At 71.0% G+C, this 20,765-nt stretch carries 18 protein-coding genes and 1 pseudogene; 10 read left to right on the top strand and 9 right to left on the bottom strand.

Annotation, left to right across the window (positions count from 1 at the left end; genetic code table 11):
- The first annotated feature begins 55 nt into the window (after positions 1 to 55).
- A complete protein-coding gene (locus ACIBAG_RS28530; RefSeq protein WP_399108755.1) occupies positions 56 to 502 on the top strand; it encodes a cytidine deaminase family protein in 447 nt (148 codons plus the stop codon).
- Here ACIBAG_RS28530 and ACIBAG_RS28525 read toward each other — a convergent pair whose 3' ends face one another.
- The 4 genes from ACIBAG_RS28525 to ACIBAG_RS28510 all read right to left on the bottom strand — a co-directional run bounded on the left by ACIBAG_RS28525 (position 503) and on the right by ACIBAG_RS28510 (position 5,219).
- The gene (locus tag ACIBAG_RS28525) at positions 503 to 2,944 is read right to left on the bottom strand and encodes a right-handed parallel beta-helix repeat-containing protein (protein WP_399108754.1); all 2,442 of its coding nucleotides are present in this window, start codon (positions 2,942 to 2,944) and stop codon (positions 503 to 505) included.
- A gap of 109 nt (positions 2,945 to 3,053) precedes the next feature.
- Entirely contained in the window at positions 3,054 to 3,659 is a 606-nt protein-coding gene (locus ACIBAG_RS28520) for a hypothetical protein (RefSeq protein WP_399108753.1), read from the bottom strand.
- A gap of 253 nt (positions 3,660 to 3,912) precedes the next feature.
- Complete coding sequence (locus ACIBAG_RS28515) at positions 3,913 to 4,740, bottom strand: MOSC domain-containing protein (RefSeq protein WP_399108751.1); 828 nt, start codon at positions 4,738 to 4,740, stop codon at positions 3,913 to 3,915.
- A gap of 44 nt (positions 4,741 to 4,784) precedes the next feature.
- Entirely contained in the window at positions 4,785 to 5,219 is a 435-nt protein-coding gene (locus ACIBAG_RS28510) for a DUF6643 family protein (RefSeq protein ID WP_399108749.1), read from the bottom strand.
- A 298-nt stretch (positions 5,220 to 5,517) separates the two neighbouring features.
- Between ACIBAG_RS28510 and ACIBAG_RS28505 the strand changes: the two genes are divergently transcribed.
- Positions 5,518 to 6,765 carry a TerD family protein gene (locus ACIBAG_RS28505; protein WP_399108950.1) on the top strand — a complete coding sequence of 416 codons (1,248 nt, stop codon included), beginning with the start codon at positions 5,518 to 5,520 and terminating at the stop codon, positions 6,763 to 6,765.
- Position 6,766: 1 nt separating this feature from the next.
- Here ACIBAG_RS28505 and ACIBAG_RS28500 read toward each other — a convergent pair whose 3' ends face one another.
- Positions 6,767 to 7,960 carry a glycosyltransferase gene (locus ACIBAG_RS28500; protein WP_399108747.1) on the bottom strand — a complete coding sequence of 398 codons (1,194 nt, stop codon included), beginning with the start codon at positions 7,958 to 7,960 and terminating at the stop codon, positions 6,767 to 6,769.
- Between the two features lie 39 nt (positions 7,961 to 7,999).
- Here ACIBAG_RS28500 and ACIBAG_RS28495 point away from each other — a divergent pair, with 39 nt between their 5' ends.
- Positions 8,000 to 8,785, top strand: coding sequence for a glutamate racemase (locus ACIBAG_RS28495; protein WP_399108745.1), 786 nt, complete (start codon positions 8,000 to 8,002; stop codon positions 8,783 to 8,785).
- A gap of 106 nt (positions 8,786 to 8,891) precedes the next feature.
- On the top strand, positions 8,892 to 9,434 hold the full coding sequence (locus ACIBAG_RS28490; protein WP_399108743.1) for a hypothetical protein: 543 nt from the start codon (positions 8,892 to 8,894) through the stop codon (positions 9,432 to 9,434).
- Between the two features lie 349 nt (positions 9,435 to 9,783).
- On the opposite strand, the gene ACIBAG_RS28485 is transcribed toward ACIBAG_RS28490, so the two are convergent.
- On the bottom strand, positions 9,784 to 10,851 hold the full coding sequence (locus ACIBAG_RS28485; protein WP_399108741.1) for an O-antigen ligase family protein: 1,068 nt from the start codon (positions 10,849 to 10,851) through the stop codon (positions 9,784 to 9,786).
- A gap of 336 nt (positions 10,852 to 11,187) precedes the next feature.
- Between ACIBAG_RS28485 and lnt the strand changes: the two genes are divergently transcribed.
- The 4 genes from lnt to ACIBAG_RS28465 all read left to right on the top strand — a co-directional run bounded on the left by lnt (position 11,188) and on the right by ACIBAG_RS28465 (position 16,241).
- Positions 11,188 to 12,798, top strand: coding sequence for an apolipoprotein N-acyltransferase (gene lnt / locus ACIBAG_RS28480; protein ID WP_399108739.1), 1,611 nt, complete (start codon positions 11,188 to 11,190; stop codon positions 12,796 to 12,798).
- A 68-nt stretch (positions 12,799 to 12,866) separates the two neighbouring features.
- Entirely contained in the window at positions 12,867 to 13,346 is a 480-nt protein-coding gene (locus ACIBAG_RS28475) for an NUDIX hydrolase (protein ID WP_399108738.1), read from the top strand.
- 54 nt (positions 13,347 to 13,400) lie between these two features.
- Positions 13,401 to 14,210: a 3-hydroxybutyrate dehydrogenase gene (locus ACIBAG_RS28470; protein ID WP_399108736.1), complete on the top strand. Its 810-nt coding sequence runs from the start codon at positions 13,401 to 13,403 to the stop codon at positions 14,208 to 14,210.
- Positions 14,211 to 14,294: 84 nt separating this feature from the next.
- Positions 14,295 to 16,241, top strand: coding sequence for a helix-turn-helix domain-containing protein (locus tag ACIBAG_RS28465; protein ID WP_399108734.1), 1,947 nt, complete (start codon positions 14,295 to 14,297; stop codon positions 16,239 to 16,241).
- A gap of 63 nt (positions 16,242 to 16,304) precedes the next feature.
- Here the strand turns inward: ACIBAG_RS28465 and ACIBAG_RS28460 are convergent, their stop codons facing one another.
- Positions 16,305 to 17,690: an MFS transporter gene (locus ACIBAG_RS28460; RefSeq protein ID WP_399108732.1), complete on the bottom strand. Its 1,386-nt coding sequence runs from the start codon at positions 17,688 to 17,690 to the stop codon at positions 16,305 to 16,307.
- 691 nt (positions 17,691 to 18,381) lie between these two features.
- Between ACIBAG_RS28460 and ACIBAG_RS28455 the strand changes: the two are divergent.
- Positions 18,382 to 18,546 (top strand): annotated as a pseudogene (locus ACIBAG_RS28455) (pirin family protein); the annotation flags it as partial.
- Positions 18,547 to 18,721: 175 nt separating this feature from the next.
- On the opposite strand, the gene ACIBAG_RS28450 reads toward ACIBAG_RS28455, so the two are convergent.
- Together ACIBAG_RS28450 and ACIBAG_RS28445 are read right to left on the bottom strand one after the other, a co-directional pair.
- Entirely contained in the window at positions 18,722 to 19,243 is a 522-nt protein-coding gene (locus ACIBAG_RS28450) for a hypothetical protein (RefSeq protein ID WP_399108731.1), read from the bottom strand.
- A gap of 95 nt (positions 19,244 to 19,338) precedes the next feature.
- Positions 19,339 to 19,764 carry a hypothetical protein gene (locus ACIBAG_RS28445; RefSeq protein ID WP_399108729.1) on the bottom strand — a complete coding sequence of 142 codons (426 nt, stop codon included), beginning with the start codon at positions 19,762 to 19,764 and terminating at the stop codon, positions 19,339 to 19,341.
- Between the two features lie 102 nt (positions 19,765 to 19,866).
- On the opposite strand from ACIBAG_RS28445, the gene ACIBAG_RS28440 reads away from it, so the two are divergent.
- On the top strand, positions 19,867 to 20,763 hold the full coding sequence (locus ACIBAG_RS28440; RefSeq protein WP_399108727.1) for a universal stress protein: 897 nt from the start codon (positions 19,867 to 19,869) through the stop codon (positions 20,761 to 20,763).
- The last annotated feature ends 2 nt before the right edge of the window (positions 20,764 to 20,765 follow it).

Genomic DNA, 20,765 nt, shown 5'->3' with positions numbered 1-20,765 from the left:
GGCGGCCGCCCTCTTGTGATACGCCATCGTCTGACACCGGACGAAGGCAGAGAAGATGACCACCCGGAACCACCCCGTCGACCACGAGCTCGTCCAGGCAGCAGCGCACGTGGCTCGCACACGCTGCAGGGGCGACAACCACACCATGGCAGCCGCGGCCCGCGCCCGGGACGGCAGGATCGTCACCGCGGTGAACGCGTACCACTTCACCGGCGGACCGTGCGCCGAAATGGTCCTCATCGGCGCGGCGGCCGCCCAGGGCGCCTACGAGCTGGACACGATCGTCGCCGTGGGCGACCGGGACCGGGGGGTCGTACCGCCGTGCGGAAGGTGCCGTCAGGTCCTTCTCGACTACTTCCCCGACCTCGAGGTCATCGTCGGAGAGGGCGAGCGCATCCGCACCGTCCTCATCGCCGACCTGCTGCCCGAAAGCTACGTCTGGGCCGACCACCAACTCGACGCCGAACAAAAACCGCTGGGGGAGGGGCGCCGCACCTCCTGATCAGGGCAACTCGGGCAGATCCTCCGCGTACAGCAGCGTCAGGTCGTCCGTGCTCGGCTCGTCGAGCTGGGCGACCCGGCCCGCGTGCCGTTCCACCATCGCCTCGAAGGTCTGGCGTGCGGTGCGGCCGTTGCCGAACGCCGGGCCCTTGGGGAGCGCCGTGAAGTACTTCAGCAGGGCCTCGGCCAGACCCGGGCCGAGCCGGTACTCGTGTTCCTCGGCCTGCTGCTCCACGATCCGCAGCAGCTCGTCGGGGCCGTAGTCGCTGAAGGTGATGGTCCGCGAGAAACGGGACGCCACCCCAGGGTTGACCGACAGGAACCGCTCCATCTCGGCCGTGTAGCCCGCGACGATCACCACGACCGCGTCCCGGTGGTCCTCCATCAGCTTCACCAGCGTGTCGATGGCCTCCTTGCCGAAGTCCCGGCCCGAGTCCTCCGGCGACAGCGCGTACGCCTCGTCGATGAACAGCACACCGCCGCGCGCCTTGTCGAAGGCCTCCTGCGTGCGGATCGCCGTGGAGCCGATGTGCTCGCCGACCAGGTCGACACGGGACACCTCGACCAGGTGGCCCTTCTCCAGGACACCCAGGGAGGCGAGGATCTCTCCGTAGAGGCGGGCGACCGTCGTCTTGCCCGTACCGGGCGAGCCGGTGAAGACCAGGTGGCGCTTGACCGACGCGGCCTTGAGGCCCGCCTGCTGACGGCGCCGGCCCACCTCGATCATGTCGGTGAGGGCGCGCACCTCGCGCTTGACGCTGTCCAGGCCGACCAGCGCGTCCAGTTCACCGAGGACGGCCTTGGAGGTCCGCGTCGGCTTCTCGCCCTCCGAGGCGGCGAGGAGCGGCTCCTGCTCGGTCGTGCGCTGACCGGGGATCGCGCCGAGGAGGCTGGGCGACTGACGCGCCGTCTGCACGGCGGGTTCCGGCGCCGGTGGCGGCTGCCTGAGGCCCGCGCTCTCGTCGCTGGTGCAGTCCTCCACGTCCGGGCCGGCTCCGGTGGCGGCGTCCGGGCCGCCGTCCGCGAACTCGTAGCCGCCCCGCGCGCACCGCTCCGTACGGCACTTCTTGAGCGTCGTACGGCAGCCGTCGATCACATGGAAGCCGTAGCCGGCGCTGCCCCGCACCCGGCAGTTCAGGAAGGTGCCGCGGCCGCCCGCCGACACGTAGAACCCGGCTTCCGTCGGGGAGTCGACCGTGCAGCGCTCGATGACGGGGTCGGCGCCCTTGGTGACGATCACGCCGGTCTGATTGCCGTCCAGGGTGCAGTTGTTGAGCGTGCCGCCGCTGCCGTGGTCCCGGAACCAGGCACCCGTCGCCGCGTCCCGGATCCGGCAGTCGTCGAGCTGGGCGGTGGCGCCGTCGCTCACCGACACCGCCGTGTTGCGCACCTGGGACAGGTCGCTGTCGACGACGTCCGCGCGCGAGCCCCGGTCGAGGACGAACAGGGCGTCCGGCACGTCGTGCACCCGGCAGGAGTCCAGCACCGCGGTGGCGCCGTCGCTGACCCACACCGCCGGGTAGTCGCCCGTGCTGTCGAAGATCTCGCACTGGTTGGCATCCACGCGCGTACCCGGGTCCCACACCGACAGGCCGTTGCGACCGAACTGACGCACCGTCGTGCGGGTCAGGGTGAGCACTGAGCGGGAACGCAGGTCGACCGCGTTCTCCGGGATGTCATGGATACGGCAGTCCGCCAGCGTCAGCACGGCGTCCGTGTCGAGCGTCACGCCGTCGGCGGTGGTGCGGTGCACATCGCAGTCCGTGAGGTGGGCGGTGGCCCGGCCGGTGACCTGGACACCGGAGCCCCGGACCTCGTAGACCTCGCAACCCACCGCTTCCAGCGCGGAGTTCTCACCGGTCGCCGTCAGCCCCGAGCCGGAGGCGTGGTGCACCCGGCAGCGCTCCAGACGGGGGTGGCCGCCGCCGCGCACGGCGATACCCGCCTGCCCGGCCGCGACGACCTCGCACTCCTCGAACACGCCGCCCCCACCGTCGAGTACGGCGATGCCGATGCCCGCGGGATTGTCGACGGTGCAGCGCCGCACGGTCGGCCGCGCGCCACCGCGCACCTCGATGCCGACCGCGGACCGCGTGACGATCCGGACGTCCGACAGCTCCGGAGCACCCTCCTCGACGAGCAGCGCGGGTGCCGCCGCGTCCTGGCCCTCCACATGCAGGTCCTGGACCACGGCCGAGGCGCGCACCGTCAGCGGCACCCCGTCAACGGGCGCGATCCGCACCGAGCCCGGGGAACCCTCGGGGCCGCGCAGCGTCACCGCCCGCTGGACGACGAGGTTCTCCCGGTAGGTGCCGGGCGCGACGGTGAGGACGTCGCCGTCGGCCGCGGCCTCCAGGGCGGCGGCGAGCGATGCGTACTCACCCGTGCGGCGCCGCCACCGCGATGTGCCGGTGTGCGTCACCTGGACCGTGCCCTGTGCCATGGCGTTGATGTGCCCCCACCTCGTTGTACGCGGGTTTTGCTGCCGAGGACTTCGGCCGGTCCACCGTAGCGTGCGCGCGGGCGGTGGGTTGACCAGAGCCGGAAGGCCGTCAACTGCCGGTGCCGGCCCGGCCCCAGTCCGGACCCGCCTTGTCCCATGCCTGGTCCCAACGCGCGTACCGGCGACGGACCATGCGCCAGACGACCAGCCGTCTGCCGCCCTCGACGAGCCCGGCGGCCAGGAGAGCCGCGCCCAATCCGGCGAGAACCGCGTGCGTCGCCGCCGTCGCTGGGTCCAGTGGGCGGGCCACTGCGCGACCCTGCCGGTCCGTCCATATCGTGAAGCGGTCGCCGGGCTGGGGCGTGTCCAAGTTCGCCATGACCGCCGACTGGTGAGCGCTGCCGTCCGGTGCGGTCCAGTCGGCCACCACCCGGGTGCGCATGTCCCGGCCGGTGGAGGCCTCGGGGTCGACATCCAGGGTCGAGCCCTCCACCTCGCGGACCACGGTCGCCGTCACCAGGTGCCGGGACGCGCGCTGTTCGCGGACGGACTCCTGCAGGGTGTCCTGCGCCAGGCCGCCGATCAGGGAGCCGGCCAAGGGCGCGGCGACCAGGACCAGCAGCAGGGCCGCGAGGGCGACCCAGGCCTCGACCAGATCGGTCGTACGGCGTAGCGGATTGTGCCGCCAGCGCCAGAGTCCGCTGATCGCCCGCATCCTCCGGCCACCCCCCTTCCCGCTCCGTGATAACCCCTGCCAGAGTCGTTCATCCGCGGGCCCGGCGAAGAGAGAGCGAAATCACCTGCGCCCGGGACCTCTCATGAACTTCTCACGAAAAGCCCAACGAGCAGGCCCCCGGCCCGGGTTCCCGCATGTCGTCGCTCGACGGGATCTTCCTCAGTCGAGGGTCGCGGCTCAGTGCAGGACGGTGGCTCAGTTGGAGGACCGTGGCTGAGTCGAGGCTCGTGGCTCAGTCGAGGATCGTGACCGGGTCACCGACCCGGATCGTGCCGCGGGACAGCGGGACCAGGTTCTGGCCGAACACCAGCTTGCCGTCGAGGCGCCGGTGCCTGCCAAGGGTGTGCAGGGGCTCCCGGCCGCGCTCGGCGGTGGCCTGGTCGGTCGTGGTCACCACGCACCGCCCGCACTTCTTGGGCACACGGAAGGTGACCTCGCCGATGGCCAGGCGGGACCAGCCGTCCTCGGCCCAGGCCGGCGTGCCCGACACGACCACGTTGGGCCGGAAACGGTTCATCGGCAGTGGGCCCTCGTCGGCATGATCACCCTGCGCGATCAGGGAGTTGAGGGCGTCGAGCGAGGCCGCCGTGGTGAGCAGCAGCGGATAGCCGTCGGCGAAGGAGACGGTCTCGCCCGGCAGCGCGTACCGCGGGTCGACCGGGCGGCGGGTAGCGGGGTCGTCCATGTGCGCGAGGCGTACCTCCGCGCCCAGAAAGGCGGTGCACCAGGCATGCGCGGTGTCGTCCTCGGCGAGAACCGCCTCGACCTTGTTCCGGAAGATCTCCACCGGCACGGTGCCGACCGGGCGGGGTACGGGCACCGTCAGCGGATCCATGCCGGGCGCGGACAGCCGGACGCCGCCACCGGGCAGCGGCTCGGCGGCGGCCAGCGCGAGGCGCGGTCGCCGGCGCTGCGTCACGACCTTTCCCCCGTCGTCGATCAGCGCCCAGCGTCGGTCTCCGGCCAGCCCCCAGGGCTCCACGACGGCCTCCCGGGGCGCAGTGCCCCGGCACGCCTTGACCGGATGAAGGTGAATGGACTGCAGCTTCGCGTGCCCCATGGGGCCATCGTGCCAGGTGGCGCCGACAGCCCAGGGCGCACGGATCAGTAGCCGCGGTACTGCTGGTTGTTGTACGGATCCTGGTAGGGGGCCGCGGCGGGACGGGGAGCCGCGGGGCGCATCGCCTCGTAGCCCGTGCCGCCGGGCGCCACCGGCCGAGGCTGCTGCGCCTGCGGGCCCGGATAGCCGCGAGGAGCGGCCGCCTGCTGCGGGATGTAGGCAGCGGGAGCCTGCTGTAGCGGGGCGGGCTGCTGCGTCTGCGGATAACCGTAGGAGGGCTGGGACGGGGCCGCCGGGAGGGCCGGCAGGGCCGAAGGCAGCGCGGGCAGGTTGCTGCTCGGCATGTCGTACGCGGCGGGGACCCGGATCGGGGCGATCTGCGGGGTGCCCCGCTCGGCCACGAGCGAGTCGTAGATCGGGGTGTCCGGGAAGGAGGCGGAGTAGTAGCCGCCGCCATAAGTGGAGCGGGGGGAGGTCATGGCGCATACGTTAAGCCCACGATGTGCTGGTTGGGGAGACCGATAAGAGGGTTGTTTTATGTGCCCGCAGTGACGGCGGATCCCCAATGCGAGCGAACTTGCCAAAAAGGGACGCCAATCCGCGTTCGCATCGTGTAAATGCCGAGTTCCGAGCGGGTTACCGGCGGTTGGCCACCAGCGTTCCTGTGCTCCACGTGGGAGTTCGCTGTCGCGGGGAATAGGTTGGCCCGGTAGAAGAACCCAATGAGCGGCCGGGGCATACCTGGCGCGGTGACCCGTCTTGGGGGCGGACATGACAATGTCGAAGGGGTCGAATGCTCCGGTGCCGACGACGGTACTGCGAGTCGAATTGGGTTGGCGCTCCGGACCGGGCGTGCCCGACGCCGACGCCTCGGCGCTGTTGCTGGTCGGCGGAAAGGTCCGTTCCGACGGGGACTTCGTCTTCTACAACCAGCCCGAGCACTCCTCCGGCGCCGTCCGTCACGAGGGCAAGCGGGACACGGCTGGCCGGGTGACCGACAGCCTCCTCGTCGACCTCGCGCGCGTGGAACCCGCGATCGAGACCGTCATCCTGGCCGCCTCCGCGGACGGTGGCGCCTTCGGCCAGGTGCCGGACCTGAGCATCGAGGTAAAGGACGCCGCCCAGGGCACCCTCGTCGCTCGCTTCGACAGCATGGGCGCCACCGTGGAAACCGCTTTCGTGCTCGGTGAGTTCTACCGCCGCCAGGGCGCCTGGAAGTTCCGCGCCGTCGGCCAGGGCTACAGCAGCGGCCTCGAGGGCCTGGCCACCGACTACGGCATCACCGTCGACGAGCCCCAGAACGCGGCGCCGCCGGTCGCACCCCCGACGACCATGCCCGCGCCCGTGACGCCGCCGGCCCCCACGCCCGCGCACCAGGCGCCACCCGTCAGCCTGAGCAAGGTGACGCTCACCAAGGAGGCCCCTTCCGTCTCCCTGACCAAGCAGGGCGGCACCTCGGGCGTCATGCGCGTGAACCTCAACTGGCAGGTGCGCAAGCAGTTCTCCGGCTGGGCGAGCAAACTGGGCCGCCCCGTCGCCATGCACAACGACCTCGACCTCGACCTGTGCGCCCTGTACGAGCTCACCGACGGCAGCAAGGGCGTCGTCCAGTCCCTGGGCAACGCCTTCGGTGCCCTGCGGCAGCCGCCGTACATCCACCTCGACGGTGACGACCGCACCGGTGCCCTGGCCAGTGGCGAGAACCTCACCATCAATCTCGACCACCAGCGGTCCATCCGGCGCATCCTCGTCTTCGTGACCATCTACGAAGGTGCGCGCTCCTTCGCCGACCTGCACGCCACGGTCACTCTCACACCCCAGTTCGGTGCCCCGATCGAGTTCTCGCTGGACGAGTGCACGGTGCCCTCGACGGTGTGCGCACTCGCCCTGATCACCAACACCGGCAGCGACCTGGTCGTCCAGCGCGAGGCCCGCTACCTGGTGCCCGAGCGCGGCGTGAGCCCGCAGCGCACGGTCGACCACGCCTACGGGTGGGGCATGAACTGGACGCCCGGCCGCAAGTAGGTCAGCCCTCGTCCGGCACGGCGTCAGGACGCGTGTAAGTGCGCCCCTTCCAGGCCGCCCCGCGCCCCCGGTAGTGCTGCACCGCGGAATCGACCGTCATGAGGAGATACAGGAACGCGGTGAAGGGCAGCAGCGGAGCGAGCCACAGCGGCTGGCGGTAGTAGCGGAGCATCGGCACATACGTCCCCGCCATCACCAGCCACGCCAGACCGCCGACTGCCGCGGCCGCCGCGTCCCGGCCGGCCGCCCCCGCGATCACGGACGCGGGAGGCACCAGGTACACCAGCGCGAGCCCGGCGACCGTCCCGGCCAGCACCAGCGGGTTGTGCCGCAGCTGCGCGTACGCGCTGCGCGAGACCATCCGCCACAGATCACGCAGCCGCGGATACGGGCGCACGCTGTCCACGCGCTCCGCCAGGCCCAGCCAGATACGCCCGCCGCCGCCCTTGACGGCCCGCGCGAGCGCCACATCGTCGATGACGGCGTGCCGGATGGCGTCCGGGATCCGCGCCCGCTCGGCGGCATCCGTACGCAGCAGCACGCAGCCGCCCGCCGCGGCCGCCGTCCGCGTCCCCTTCCCGCCGATCCGGCGGAACGGATACAGCTGCGCGAAGAAGTACACGAAGGCCGGCACGACCAGCCGCTCCCACAGGCTCTCCACCCGCAGCCGGGCCATCTGCGAGACGACGTCGAAACCCCCGCTGCGCGCGGCCGCCACCAGCTCCCGCAGGCTGTCGGGCGCATGCGCGATGTCGGCGTCCGTCAGCAGCAGATACTCAGGGGCACGCGCGCGTGCCAGGCCGATGCCGTGCCGCACCGCCCAGAGCTTGCCCGTCCAGCCGGCGGGCGGCTCACCGGGGGAGTCCACCGTCAGCGACGGCCCGCCGTGCCGCCGCCCGAGTTCGCGCGCGAGATCCCCGGTACCGTCCGAACTGCCGTCGTCGATGAGGAAGACCTCCACGCGCCCCGGGTAGTCCTGGGCGAGCAGCGACGGCAGGCTGGCGGGCAGCACCTCCGCCTCGTCGCGCGCCGGTACGACGACACAGACCGAAGGCCAGGCGTCCGGCTCCGACCGATGCGGAAGCCTGACGTCCGTGCGCCAGAAGAAGCCCTGGCAGAGCAGCAGCCACAGCCAGGCGGCGAGTGATCCGGTGGCGGTCCACGCGATGGCGCTCACCCGCGCAGTCTGCCCCACCGCGGCGGCCCGCAAGGGCCCATCGACTATCGTGGCCGGGTGAAGATCGCGCTGATGGACTCCGGAATCGGCTTGCTGGCGGCCACCGCCGCGGTACGGCGGCTGCGACCCGACGCAGATCTCGTGCTCTCCCTCGACCCCGACGGAATGCCCTGGGGACGCAGGACGCCCGAGGAACTCACGCAGCGCGCCCTGGCCGTCGCCGAAGCCGCCGCCGTGCACCGGCCCGACGTCCTGATCGTCGGCTGCAACACCGCGACCGTGCACGCCTTGCCCACGTTGCGCGCCCGCCTCGAACCCGGCATTCCGGTCATCGGCACCGTCCCGGCGATCAAGCCGGCCGCCGCCGGCGGCGGCCCCGTCGCGATCTGGGCCACACCCGCCACCACCGGCAGCTCCTACCAGAAGGGGCTCATAAAGGACTTCGCCGACGGCGTGACCGTCACCGAGGTGCCGTGCTTCGGGCTGGCCGAGGCGGTCGAGCACGCGGACGAGACCGCGATCGAGGCCGCCGTCGCGGCCGCCGCCGCGCTGACCCCCGAGGACGTGACGACCGTCGTCCTGGGCTGCACCCATTACGAACTGGTCGCCGACCGCATCCGCGCCGCCGTCCAGCGTCCCGGCTTCCCGCCGCTGGTCCTGCACGGCTCCGCCGGCGCGGTCGCCGCGCAGGCGTTGCGCCGCCTTGGCGAACTGCCCGCCCCCGAAGCCGAGCCCGACGGCACCCTGACGGTGCTGCTGAGCGGCCGCGAGGGAATCCTGCCCGAGCCCGCTCTCGCCTACGAGGAAGGCCGTCTCCTGCGGGCGATCAGCCCCGCACGGTGACCCGACGGTCACAGAACGGAGGCTCTCGGTCCGGCCTGGTCCAGTCGGCGCAGTCACCCTGTGCGACGCGGTACCGGCGCAGCGAAACCTGAGTAACCTCATAGCCATGAGGGACCACCCCCACGGCGGTAAACCGCACCCCGATGTCTGGACCGGGCGGGCGACCAACCGGGTCCAATGGCTGCTGGCGCTCATCGGCGCCGCCTGCATGGCGCTCGGGATCGAGCTGGCCGTCGACTCACCGTGGAACGACGGCATCGCCCCGCTCGTCATGGCCGTCGTCGGCTGCATCGCCGCCGGGCTCCTGGTCCTCTTCGGCACCCTGGCGTTCGTGCACGTCGCCCTGAGGGTCGACAAGGAGTGCCTGGAAGTGCGCTGCGGCCACATCGGTGTGCCGCGCCGCCGCATCCCCCTGTCCGAGGTGGAGGACGCCGACTTCGTCGAACACGTGACTCCGCGCCACTGGGGCGGCTGGGGCTACCGGTGGCGGCCCGAGAAGGGCACCGCGGTCGTCGTACGACGTGGTGAGGGGCTGGTGCTGAGGCTGGGGGACGGTCACACGTTCACGATCACCGTGGACGACGCGGAGGCGGCCGTACGGGTCATCAGGGACCGGCTGCCGGCGCGGACGCCCGGCGCGGCGCACTGAGAATCGCCGGCCGCCGGGTAACCGGGCACAAAGATCCGGTGGTCACTGGGGGGGGCTGGTGGGAGGGCCTTGGGGGGCGGTGCCGGTCGGTTGGCCTTTGTGTCGCGCACCAGTCGCGCACCAGGGGAGCGGGCAGTCGGCTGCTGGGTTCGGTCGGCTGCTGCCCTCCGGTCAGAGGACGGGTCGGTTGCCGCTCTCCCGTCGTGCGGCCAGTCCGTTGCCCGTCCGGTCATTGGGTCCGTCGGTCGCCACGCTTGGGTCATGGGGTCCGTCGGTCGCCACTCTCGGGTCATGGGGCCCGTCGGTCGCCACTCTCGGGTCATGGGGTCCGTCGGTCACCACTCTCGCGTCAAGGGACCCGTCGGTCGCCACGCGCGCGTGCCTCGATCTCGCGCTCCGGCGATGCGTCGGCGAGCGGTCGCGCCGTGGCCAGCCCCGCCAGCAGCCCAGCGCCCACGGACACCGACGTGAAGCTGAGCGCGTTGCCTACGGCGGCGATCGCCGCCACTGCGGTAAGGGCGGCGCCCGCGGTCAGCGCGACCGGAGTGGGACGCGCGGTACGCCACAGCGCGAACAGCATCCAGCAGAAGGCCGCCGCCAGCAGGATCACGCCGACTACTCCCTGTTCCGCCACCTGTTGCAGAGGCGCCGAGTGCGGCTTGCCGTCGGACGGCAGCGTGCCGGTCGCCGTGGTGCTGAGCTCCCCGAAGCGTCCCGGGCCCACTCCCAGGGCGAGGTCATGGCGTGCCAGGTGCAGAGCGTCCCGCCACAGCTGGATCCGGTGCGGTGTCAGCTGACCCTCGAACCAGGCCGCGAACCCGTCGGGCACCGCGCTCGCCGCGACCGCCCAGGTCAGGCCGGTGACCGCGGTCGCGGTAAGCGCCAGCCCCGCGATGCCCACGCCGCGATGGCGCATCTGGCCGGCCGCGAGCGAGCACAGCACGACGGCGGTGCAGGTGACGAAGCCGGTGGTCGAGCCCAGGACGGCGGCCGTCACCGCGATTCCGGCGGCCAGTATGCGCAGGGCCAGGCGCAGGACAGGTGCCGAGGCGGCCCAGGCGGCGCAGCACGCGGCACCGGTGGCGAGGGTCAGTACGGCGGCGGTGGCGCCGGCATGCCCCAGCGGGGCGATGATCTGCGGCCCCGGGGCCAGGTGCGGAACGGTCAGCGTCAGGCCCACTCCGGCCAGCGCACCGGCACAGGGCGCGGCGACCGGCAGAAGCGCCCCGCTGATCCGCCCCGCGGCATAGCCGGCGGCCACGGCGAGGATCGCGAGCAGAACACCCTCGGGCCGGCCGCCGGTCACGGCAGCCGAGATCAGCGACCACGCGGCGCAGATCCCCAGCACGACCACACCCGCGGCATCAGAAACGTTTCGTCTGTCGCCGTCCGCACCTGGACCCGCCGCAGACGCCATCCCCGTGACACCCACCCCGCCCCCCGAACCCGGTCCCCCGACCTGTGACGGACCCCGGCCGCCCGGACCTGACCGGCCGGTACGACTGAGGCTCCGGGACACCGTAACGGCTGATGGCCGATTTGTGGACGTGTCGTGCAGGAACGATGCATCACGTGCGTGCGGAGGGATCGGCTCGTCCGGTCGGCGGGGGCTGGCGCCTGACTGCCGAGCACGCGGCCGCGGAGCGGGTAGGCAGGCGGCCGCGCGGGACCTGCGCCGTCTCGGCCAGTGCGTCAAGATCGCTGCCTCGGACCGCGCTGTCGATGCCGAGGTCGACCGCCGTACACTCCCGGAGTGACCGTCACCGCAACTTCCGTGGACGAGTCGGACCAGCTGCCGCCGCAGATCGCGCCCGCCTCGCGCGCGGCATGGCTCGTGCGCCTGGTTCCGGCCCTCACCGCGGCGCTCTCCGGAGTGCTGCTCTATGTCAGCTTCCCGCCGCGCACCCTTTGGTGGCTGGCCCTACCCGCCTTCGCCGCTTTCGGCTGGGTGCTGCGCGGCCGCAGCTGGAAGGCGGGCCTCGGCCTCGGCTATCTGTTCGGCCTCGGCTTCCTGCTGCCGCTGCTGGTGTGGACCGGAGTGGAGGTCGGTCCCGGCCCCTGGATCGCGCTGGCCGTGATCGAGGCGATCTTCGTGGCACTGGTGGGTGCGGGAGTCGCCGCGGTCTCCAAGCTGCCGGGATGGCCGGTGTGGGCGGCGGCCTTGTGGGTTGCCGGAGAGGCGGCACGCGCGCGTGCGCCGTTCAGCGGCTTCCCCTGGGGGAAGATCGCGTTCGGTCAGGCCGACGGTGTCTTCCTGCCGCTCGCAGCGGTGGGCGGCACCCCGGTGCTCGGCTTCGCGGTAGTCCTGTGCGGCTTCGGCCTCTACGAGATCGTGCGCCTGGTCGTGGAGCGGAGGCGCACCCGGGAGATACGACGGTCCGCCGCGGCCGTGGCCCTGCTGAGCGTGGCCGTGCCGGTCGTGGCCGCCGTGGCCGCTCGGCCGCTGGTCAGCGACAAGGCCGAGAACGGCACCGCGACCGTCGCGGTCATCCAGGGCAACGTTCCGCGCGCGGGGCTGGACTTCAACGCCCAGCGGCGAGCCGTACTCGACTACCACGCGCGGGAGACCGAGCGGCTGGCCGCCGAGGTCAAGGCGGGCAAGGTCGCACAGCCCGACTTCGTGCTCTGGCCGGAGAACTCCTCCGACATCGACCCCTTCGCCAACGCCGACGCCGGCGCCGTCATCGACGCGGCCGCCAAGGCGATCGGTGTGCCCATCTCCGTCGGCGGTGTCGTGGAGCGGGACGGCAAGCTGTTCAACGAGCAGATTCTGTGGGACCCGGTCAAGGGCCCGGTCGACACGTATGACAAGCGGCAGATCCAGCCGTTCGGCGAGTACCTGCCGCTGCGCTCCTTCGTCGGCGCCATCAACGAGACCTGGACCTCGATGGTCCGCAAGGACTTCAGCCGGGGCAGCGAGCCGGGCGTGTTCACCATGGACGGCGCCAAGGTCGGTCTCGTCACCTGCTACGAGGCGGCCTTCGACTGGACGGTGCGCTCCGAGGTCATGGACGGCGCGCAGATGATCTCCGTACCGAGCAACAACGCGACCTTCGACCGCAGCGAGATGACCTACCAGCAGCTCGCCATGTCCCGGGTCCGCGCCGTCGAGCACAGCCGGACCGTCACCGTTCCGGTGACCAGCGGCGTCAGCGCGATCATCATGCCGGACGGCAGGATCACCCAGAAGACGGGCATGTTCGTGGCCGACTCGCTGGTCCAGAAGGTTCCGCTGCGCTCCACCGAGACGCCCGCAACCCGCCTCGGCATCCTGCCGGAGATCGCGCTGGTCCTGGTCGCCGCCGGTGGACTCGGCTGGGCGATCGGTGCCGGTGTGCGCGGTCGACGCGCCGCCGAGGTGTAGCAGCACGCCGGTCGCGCACCCCCGGAACCCGCAGGGGGCGCCGCCGTCGGCCCGTTAGGGTCGAGGCCATGGCCACTCCTGACTTCATTCGTACGATCCGAGCCTCCGCCGGGCACCAACTGCTGTGGCTGCCGGGGGTCAGCGCCGTCGTCTTCGACGATGAGGGACGGGTCCTGCTGGGGCAGCGCTCGGACAACCGCAAGTGGACGGTGATCAACGGCATCCCGGACCCCGGCGAGCAGCCCGCAGCCTGCGCCGTGCGGGAGGTGTACGAGGAGACGGGTGTCCGGTGCGTCGCCGAGCGGGTCGTCCTCGTCAGGTCCGGTAACGAGGTCACCTATCCCAACGGTGACATGTGCCAGTTCATGGACATCACCTTCCGCTGCCGCGCCGTCGGCGGCGAGGCGCGTGTGAACGACGACGAATCCCTGCAAGTCGGGTGGTACGAGGTGGACGCGCTGCCCGTGATGGACGAACGTCAGCTGTTCCGGATCAAGCAGGCGCTGTCCGATGAACCCACGTGGTTCGAGCCCATGACTTCGGACTGAAGTATGGGCTGTGACCATATGTGGGCCGACGAGAGGGCTGCCTAGGGTCGAGCCATGACCCCGCCCAGCGCTCTCCCGGCCGACGGCTCATCCGGGCCTTTCTCGCTCGACCTCGATGGCCGCACCGCCCTCGTCACCGGCGCCGCCGGTGGGATCGGCCGTGCCTGTGTGCTGCGGCTCGCCGCCGCCGGGGCCAAGGTGAGAGCGGTCGACCGGGACGGTGCGGGCCTGGAGGCGCTCACCGAGGCGGCGCGGACCCTCGCGGGTGCGGTCGAGCCGCACATCCTCGACCTCACCGACCTGGACGCCGCCGAACTCGCGGCCGCCGGGACCGACATTCTGGTCAACAACGCCGGGCTGCAACTGGTGCGCCCCATCGAAGAATTCCCGCCGGACGTCTTCCACACGGTGCTCACCGTGATGCTGGAAGCGCCGTTCCGGCTCATCCGTGGTGCCCTGCCCCATATGTATGGGCAGGGCTGGGGGCGGATCGTCAATGTGTCCTCGGTCCATGGGCTGCGCGCCTCGGCCTTCAAGTCGGCCTATGTGGCTGCCAAACATGGTCTGGAGGGACTCTCCAAGACCGTCGCCCTGGAGGGCGCGCCCCACGGTGTCACCTCGAACTGTGTGAATCCCGCCTATGTGCGCACCCCACTGGTCGAGAAGCAGCTCGCCGACCAGGCACGGGCGCACGGCATCCCCGAGGAGCGGGTGCTGTCCGAGGTGCTGTTGCAGGACAGCGCGGTCAAACGGCTCATCGAACCGGAGGAGGTCGCCGAGGCCGTGGCGTATCTGTGCGGTCCGCAGGCATCCTTCGTGACCGGCACGTCGCTGGTTCTCGACGGTGGCTGGACCGCTCACTGAGCGCCGGTCCACCGAAGATCCGGCCGACTTCCGGGTTATCCACAGGGCTGACGGGGTGGCGGTGCGATGAGCAATCCTGTGGGCATGTCCCGCGATCACGTGCAGTCCGCCGAACGTTCCGCCGCTGCGGCCGGAGCGCCCATGAGCAACGCCGAGGCACCGTTCCTCGAGCTGCTGGCCCGGGGAGCGTCCGCCGACGCCTACGAGCAGCCGGTGCTGCTCGCGCGTGCCGAGGGCAGACCGGCCGAGCGGATCGTCGCCCTCGAACAGGCCAAGCTGCTCGCGCTGCGGGTGCGCTCCGAGCTGGAGGGGCGGCGCAGGCGGGAGGCCGAGCTGTCGGCCCTCTTCGAGACGGCCCACGACCTGGCGGGCCTGCGGGACCTGGACGCCGTGCTGCAGGCGATCGTGCAGCGCGCCCGGTCGCTGCTCGGCACGGACGTCGCCTATCTCAGCCTGAACGACCCGGCCAGGGGCGACACCTACATGCGGGTGACCGAGGGCTCGGTCGCCGCCCGGTTCCAGCAGCTGCGGCTCGGCATGGGCGAGGGCCTCGGCGGCCTCGTCGCGCAGACCGCCCGCCCCTACGTCACCGACGACTACTTCCAGGACGACCGCTTCCAGCACACTCTCGCCATCGACGCCGGCGTGCGTGACGAAGGGCTGGTGGCCATCCTCGGGGTGCCCCTGATGCTGGGACACCATGTGATCGGCGTCCTCTTCGCGGCGGACCGGCGCGCCCGCGTCTTCGAGCGGGAGCAGATCGCGCTGCTCGGCTCCTTCGCCGCGCTAGCCGCGGCCGCCATCGACACCGCGAACCTGCTCACCGAGACCCGCTCCGCGCTCGCCGACCTGGAGCGGGCCAACGAGATCATCCGGGACCGCAGCGGAGTCATCGAACGGGCCTCGGACGTGCACGACCGGCTCGCCGAACTTGTGCTCCGTGGCGGAGGCGTGCACGACGTGGCCGCCGCGGTGTCCGAAGTCCTCGACGGCGCGGTCGAGTTCGCGGACGCCACCGCCGCGCCGGCCGGGGCCCTGGAGGTCTCCCGCGCCGAAGGCCACGCCGTGCGGCACGGCGACGACTGGATCGCCGCGGTGGCCGCGGGCGGTGAACTGCTCGGCGCCCTGGTGCTGCGCGGCCATCCCGGCCTCGACCCCGTCGACCAGCGCACGCTGGAGCGGGCCGCGATGGTCACCTCCCTCCTTCTGCTCGCCCGGCGCTCCGCCGCCGAGGCCGAACAGCGGGTAAGGGGCGAGCTGTTGGACGATCTGCTCGACGCCCGCGACCGCGACCCACGCCTGTTGCGCGAACGCGCGGCGCGGCTGGACGCCGACCTCGACGCCACCCATGTCGTCCTCGCTGCCCGCCTCGACGCCGCCCCGGCCGACGCCGACCAGGAGGCGGCCGCCCGCAGACGCCTGTGGTCCGCCGCGTCCCACCTCGCCGCGACCCGTCACGGCCTTGCCGCCGCCCGCGACGGCGGCACGGTACTGCTCCTGCCTCTGGAAGCCGGGGACACGGCCACCGAACTCGCACGCCGCACCGCCCGGCACCTCGGCACGGCCGTCCACGAGGCGGTGACCGTCGGGGCCTCCGCCCCGGTCGAGGGACTGGCCGCCCATCCCGACGCCGTGGCAGCCGCCTACGACGAAGGCCGACGCTGCCTCGACGCCCTGCGGCTGCTCGGCCGTCCCGGAGACGGCGCCGCCGCCGAGGACTTCGGGTTCCTGGGTCTGCTGCTGGCGGGGGACCGGGACATCGCGGGCTTCGTCGGCCGTACGATCGGCCAGGTCGTCGCGTACGACGAACGGCGCGGCACCGACCTGCTGCACACCCTCGACGCGTACTTCGCCTGCGGGATGAGCCCGGCCCGCACCAAGGACCAACTGCACGTCCATGTGAACACGGTCTCCCAGCGACTGGAGCGCGTGGGCCGTCTCCTCGGGGAAGACTGGCAGAGCCCCGCCCGCGCGCTGGAGATCCAACTCGCCCTGCGGTTGCACCGGTTGTCGGCACCGGCCCAGCGCTGACCCCCGCACGCACGGGCGTACGGGGGCCGGTTCACAGGGCCTCGGGCCGTGAGGGGGTGGGGGTCAGACGGTGCGCGCGTCCGTCGCCCGAGCCGTCACGGGCTTCGCGTCGGTGGTGGGCTCCACATCGGACAGATCCCGGTAACGGGTCTCCTTGGCGACGCCCACCGCGATCACCGTCAGGACGGCCGCGGCGATGACGTACAGCGCGATCGGGGTGGAGCTGCCGTAGTGGGACAGCAGCGCGGTGGCGATGAGAGGCGCGGGGGCGCCGGCCGCGACCGAGGAGAACTGCGCGCCGATCGAGGCGCCGGAGTAGCGCATCCGGGTGGCGAACATCTCGGAGAAGAAGGCGGCCTGGGGCGCGTACATGGCGCCGTGCAGCACCAGGCCCACGGTCACGGCGAGGATCAGGCTGCCGAAGCCGCCGGTGTCGATGAGCCGGAAGAACGGGAACATCCACAGCCCGACGCCGACGGCGCCCAGCAGATAGACGGGACGGCGGCCGATGCGGTCGGACAGCGCGCCCCAGGCCGGAATGACGGCGAAGTGCACGGCGGAGGCGATGAGGACGGAGTTGAGAGCGGTCTGCTTGGACACGCCGGCCGAGGTGGTGGCGTAGACGAGGATGAACGCGGTGATGACGTAGTAGCTGATGTTCTCGGCCATGCGCGCGCCCATCGCCACCAGGACGTCACGCCAGTGGTGCCGCAGCACGGAGACCAGCGGCAGCCGCTCGGCGTCGTCCTGCTGCGCCGCCTTGCGGGCCTCGGCCTGCGCCAACGCCTGCCGGAAGACCGGCGATTCATCGACGGAGAGACGAATCCACAAGCCGACGATGACCAGCACCCCGGAGAGCAGGAACGGGATCCGCCAGCCCCATGTGCCGAAGGCACTGTCCGACAGCACGGCCGTCAGCAGGGACAGCACACCGGTCGCCAGGAGCTGCCCCGCCGGCGCGCCGGTCTGCGGCCATGAGGCCCAGAAGCCGCGCCGTCGCGCGTCCCCGTGCTCGGACACCAGCAACACGGCTCCGCCCCACTCACCGCCGAGCGCGAAACCCTGCACCAGCCGCAGCACGGTCAGCAGCACGGGCGCGGCGGTCCCGATGGTCGCGTGCGTCGGCAGCAACCCGATCGCGAAGGTCGCCCCACCCATCAGCAACAGACTCAGCACCAGCAGCTTCTTGCGGCCGAGCCGGTCGCCGTAGTGCCCGAAGACAAGCGCGCCCAGCGGCCGGGCGGCGAATCCGACGGCGTACGTGAGGAACGACAGGAGGGTGCCGACGAGCGGATCGGAATCCGGGAAGAACAGCTTGTTGAAGACGAGGGCGGCGGCGGAGCCGTAGAGGAAGAAGTCGTACCACTCGATGGTCGTGCCGATGAGGCTGGCGGCGACGATGCGACGGAGGTTCGCGGGTGGTGGGGGAGCGGTGGTTCCGGAGGCCATGTGCGCCACTTCCTCGTGTGCGGTGGGGATGGGTATGTGTTCGCACACCGTAGGAACCTGCAGGTCAGGGGCACATGTGGTGGGGCAACATAGTTTGGGGTGTGGCTATGCGTCGGACCGCCATGCCAGCTCGCGGAGCGGCGGCTGAGAGGCTTGGAGCGGGCCGAAATGAGTGCTGTCCGGGAAGCGAAGTTGAGGGTGATTTGACGGTGGCGTGCTGACTCCCGTGCTGGTTTGGTGCTGACTAAAATCCCACGTCCCCACCCGTCTTCGTCCCTCCCGTGCTGACTTGGTGCTGACTACGCTCCGTAGAACTCGGGCATCGGGGGCGGATCGGGCCCAGAGCTGTGCTGCGGGAGGGCAAGCTCAGACATGAGTCTCGGCCGCCGTGATGGCGACGATCGGCACAGCGTGACACCCGCGCAAGCATTTCTGCTGTGGCCGAATCGTCCGAGAAGCCGAGGCTTGCCGACTGCTTGCTGTCGCAGCCGGTGGGCGCGGGTTCAACGGAGCGCAGGGGCGGGCTGGGCATCAGTAGGTACTTCGACGTACTGCGCGTGCATGCCCGCCGTGGTCACGTTGATCCTCGTGAATTCGCTGCCCGAAACGCATGCCGGTGGAGGGGTGGTCGCCCCCGAGCTTTGTCCCGCGGCGCATCAGGGAGTTGAAGTGATGGCTGCAGCTGGCTCAGTTGTTCTGGAACTGGATCGGGCGATCTCAGGAAGAGATCGTACAGGCCCGTCAGGACTGGATGGAAGGCTCCCGGTTCGGAGAAGTGAAGGGGTACGACGGGGCTCCACTGCCCGTACCGGAACTGCCGCCGGTGCCGTTGAAACCGCGGGGAAGAGTGCGCTGACCTGCGGAAAAGCGTCAACGTTGGTGGCCGCAGGGCGGAAGGCGGTCGGGTAATTCTCACTGTCTTCCACCTGCTTGCCGGAAGGCGTCCAAACAGTCGGCTGGCTCAGGCCGGTGCGCTTGGCGATTCCACGGTGTGGCTGTCTGTGGGCGGCTGTGGCAGGACTCTTGCTGACCTAATGCTGACTTTGCTGACACCCCGTCAGGCTCGGCTGGGGGGCTCTTTTCCAAGCTCCGGGGCTTACGGAGGCGTTTGCAGCTTCGGTGGTGTCCGGACCGATGCTGACCTGGCTGGCGGTCGAGTCGCGTGTTGCGGAGGGGCGGCGTCGCTCACACTGCTGCCTTGTGGAGATTCCACAAGATTCCGATGCCGCCGCTGTCCGTCGGCAGCGCCGCTTGTCTCCCATCCGAAAGCCCTGCGCCGCACGCTCCGCCTGGTCGGGCGAGTGCGCCAGAGTGGGCAGCCCGTCCGGTCGCTCGTCTCCTACCAACTGAGCCGCCGTCTTCGCCAGGCAGCCGGTGAATGCCTGGAAGTCGGGCTCGGACCGCTGCTGTATCGAGGCGACGGCGTCACCGAGACAGGTCTGGGCGAGCCTGCCGACGTTCTCCGCGAGCGGCTGGACGTCTACTGCCAGACGCAGGATGTCCCGATCGCCTTGGAGGTAGGCGATCAGCTCGGTGATCTGCTGGTTCGCCATGGCTCGCAGCGTCTCCGGTGGAAGCACCGTCTTCAGCTTGGATGCCACCGCCGACTCGGGCACGGGCAGCGGGCCAGCAGGTCACGGGTGAGGGCCTAGCTCTGCGGAGCGACCAGCACTTCGTCGTACAGACGTTCGCAGGCCCGTTCCTCCGCGAGGACCTTGCCGTAGAAGCCGGCATTGAGCACGGTGCTCCGCATGATGGCGGCAAAAGCCAGACGGCCAAGCACAGAACCGCCACCGTCCAGGCCGCCGGATGCAGCCACCGCGCGCCGCGCAACGGCCCTCGCATCCCCCCATTGCGGATCACGCTCCGCGAGGTCGGCAACCGGCAGCCTGCAGGCGTCGCCCCGGCCCCATTTGTCCAGGCGGCTTCGGTCTGACGTCTTCTGATCGTCCGGGTCGAACGGGCCTTGATCAGTTCGCCGAACAGGCAGGGCGCGGGTCCGTTCACGGTTGCCTCGCCGGTCCGACACGGTACGGCCAGTGGCAGCGGATGCCGCACTCTCCCACTCGCCCATCGGCGATATTCGCCGCCGTCTTTAGCGCGCCCGGCCCCGGGTACTCGCTGAATCCCGCTGCTGCAGTGCTTTGTGGGAGCGAAAAGGAAAGCGAGTGCAGCCATGTCTGATGCCGTCCCGCTACAGGACCGGCCCGTCATCGTCGGCGTCGACGACGGCCCGGACCAGGAGGAGATCGTACGCTTCGCGGCACGGCAGGCGGCCCTCCGGACAGGTCGACTCCACGTCGCCCATGCCATCCGTTTCCCGCTACCGGGCGGCTCTGCGACAGACAGCCGGGAGAAGGACGCGGCGGTCCAGGTGGGGGCACGGCTCGTGGAGCGATATGAAGACCTCGCGCGTTCCGAGTTCGCCGGCCTGACCGTGGCGGGCGAGCTTCCCGTGGGGCACGCCGCAGCCGTACTGATCGAGCGTTCCGCGGATGCCGACGTGCTCGTGATCGGCCACCGGGGCAGCGGTGGGTTCCCGCGGCTACCGCTCGGCTCGGTCAGCTGGCAGGTTGCCACGCATGCGGACTGCCCAGTGATCGTGATCCGCCCAGGAGACACCAGTGGCCCGCCGGACAACCGTGTAGTAGTCGGAGTGGACCCGGCCGATGCTTTGCTGAAGCCCCTGGATTTCGCGTATCGAGAAGCTGACCTGCTGGGCGCGCACCTGGAGGTGGTCTACAGCGCCGAGCCTGTGGCGATGGGGCCTACCGGCCCGATGGGAATGGTGCCTTCGGATTTCGAGGTGTTGGAGCAAGGGCCGCGGGACTTCCTCGAAAAGGAGATGGCCGAGCGGCGTGCGCAGTATCCGTCGGTGCGGGCGGATCTACGTATAGAACGCATGAGGCCGGCGACGATTCTCGCGGAAGCCGCCCGCAACGCTGCCCTGCTGGTGGTGGGATCTCGTGGCCGATCGGGGCTGAAGAGGCTGCTTCTCGGGTCGGTCAGCGCCGAGGTCCTGCACACAGCCGAGTGCCCTGTGGCCGTCGTCCCCGGGCGAGATGGCGACTGAAC

Source organism: Streptomyces sp. NPDC051243 (assembly GCF_044455405.1).
GTDB lineage: Bacteria > Actinomycetota > Actinomycetes > Streptomycetales > Streptomycetaceae > Streptomyces.
Note: the sequence above shows the minus strand (reverse complement) of the source record. Positions and strands in the feature narration are given on the sequence as shown.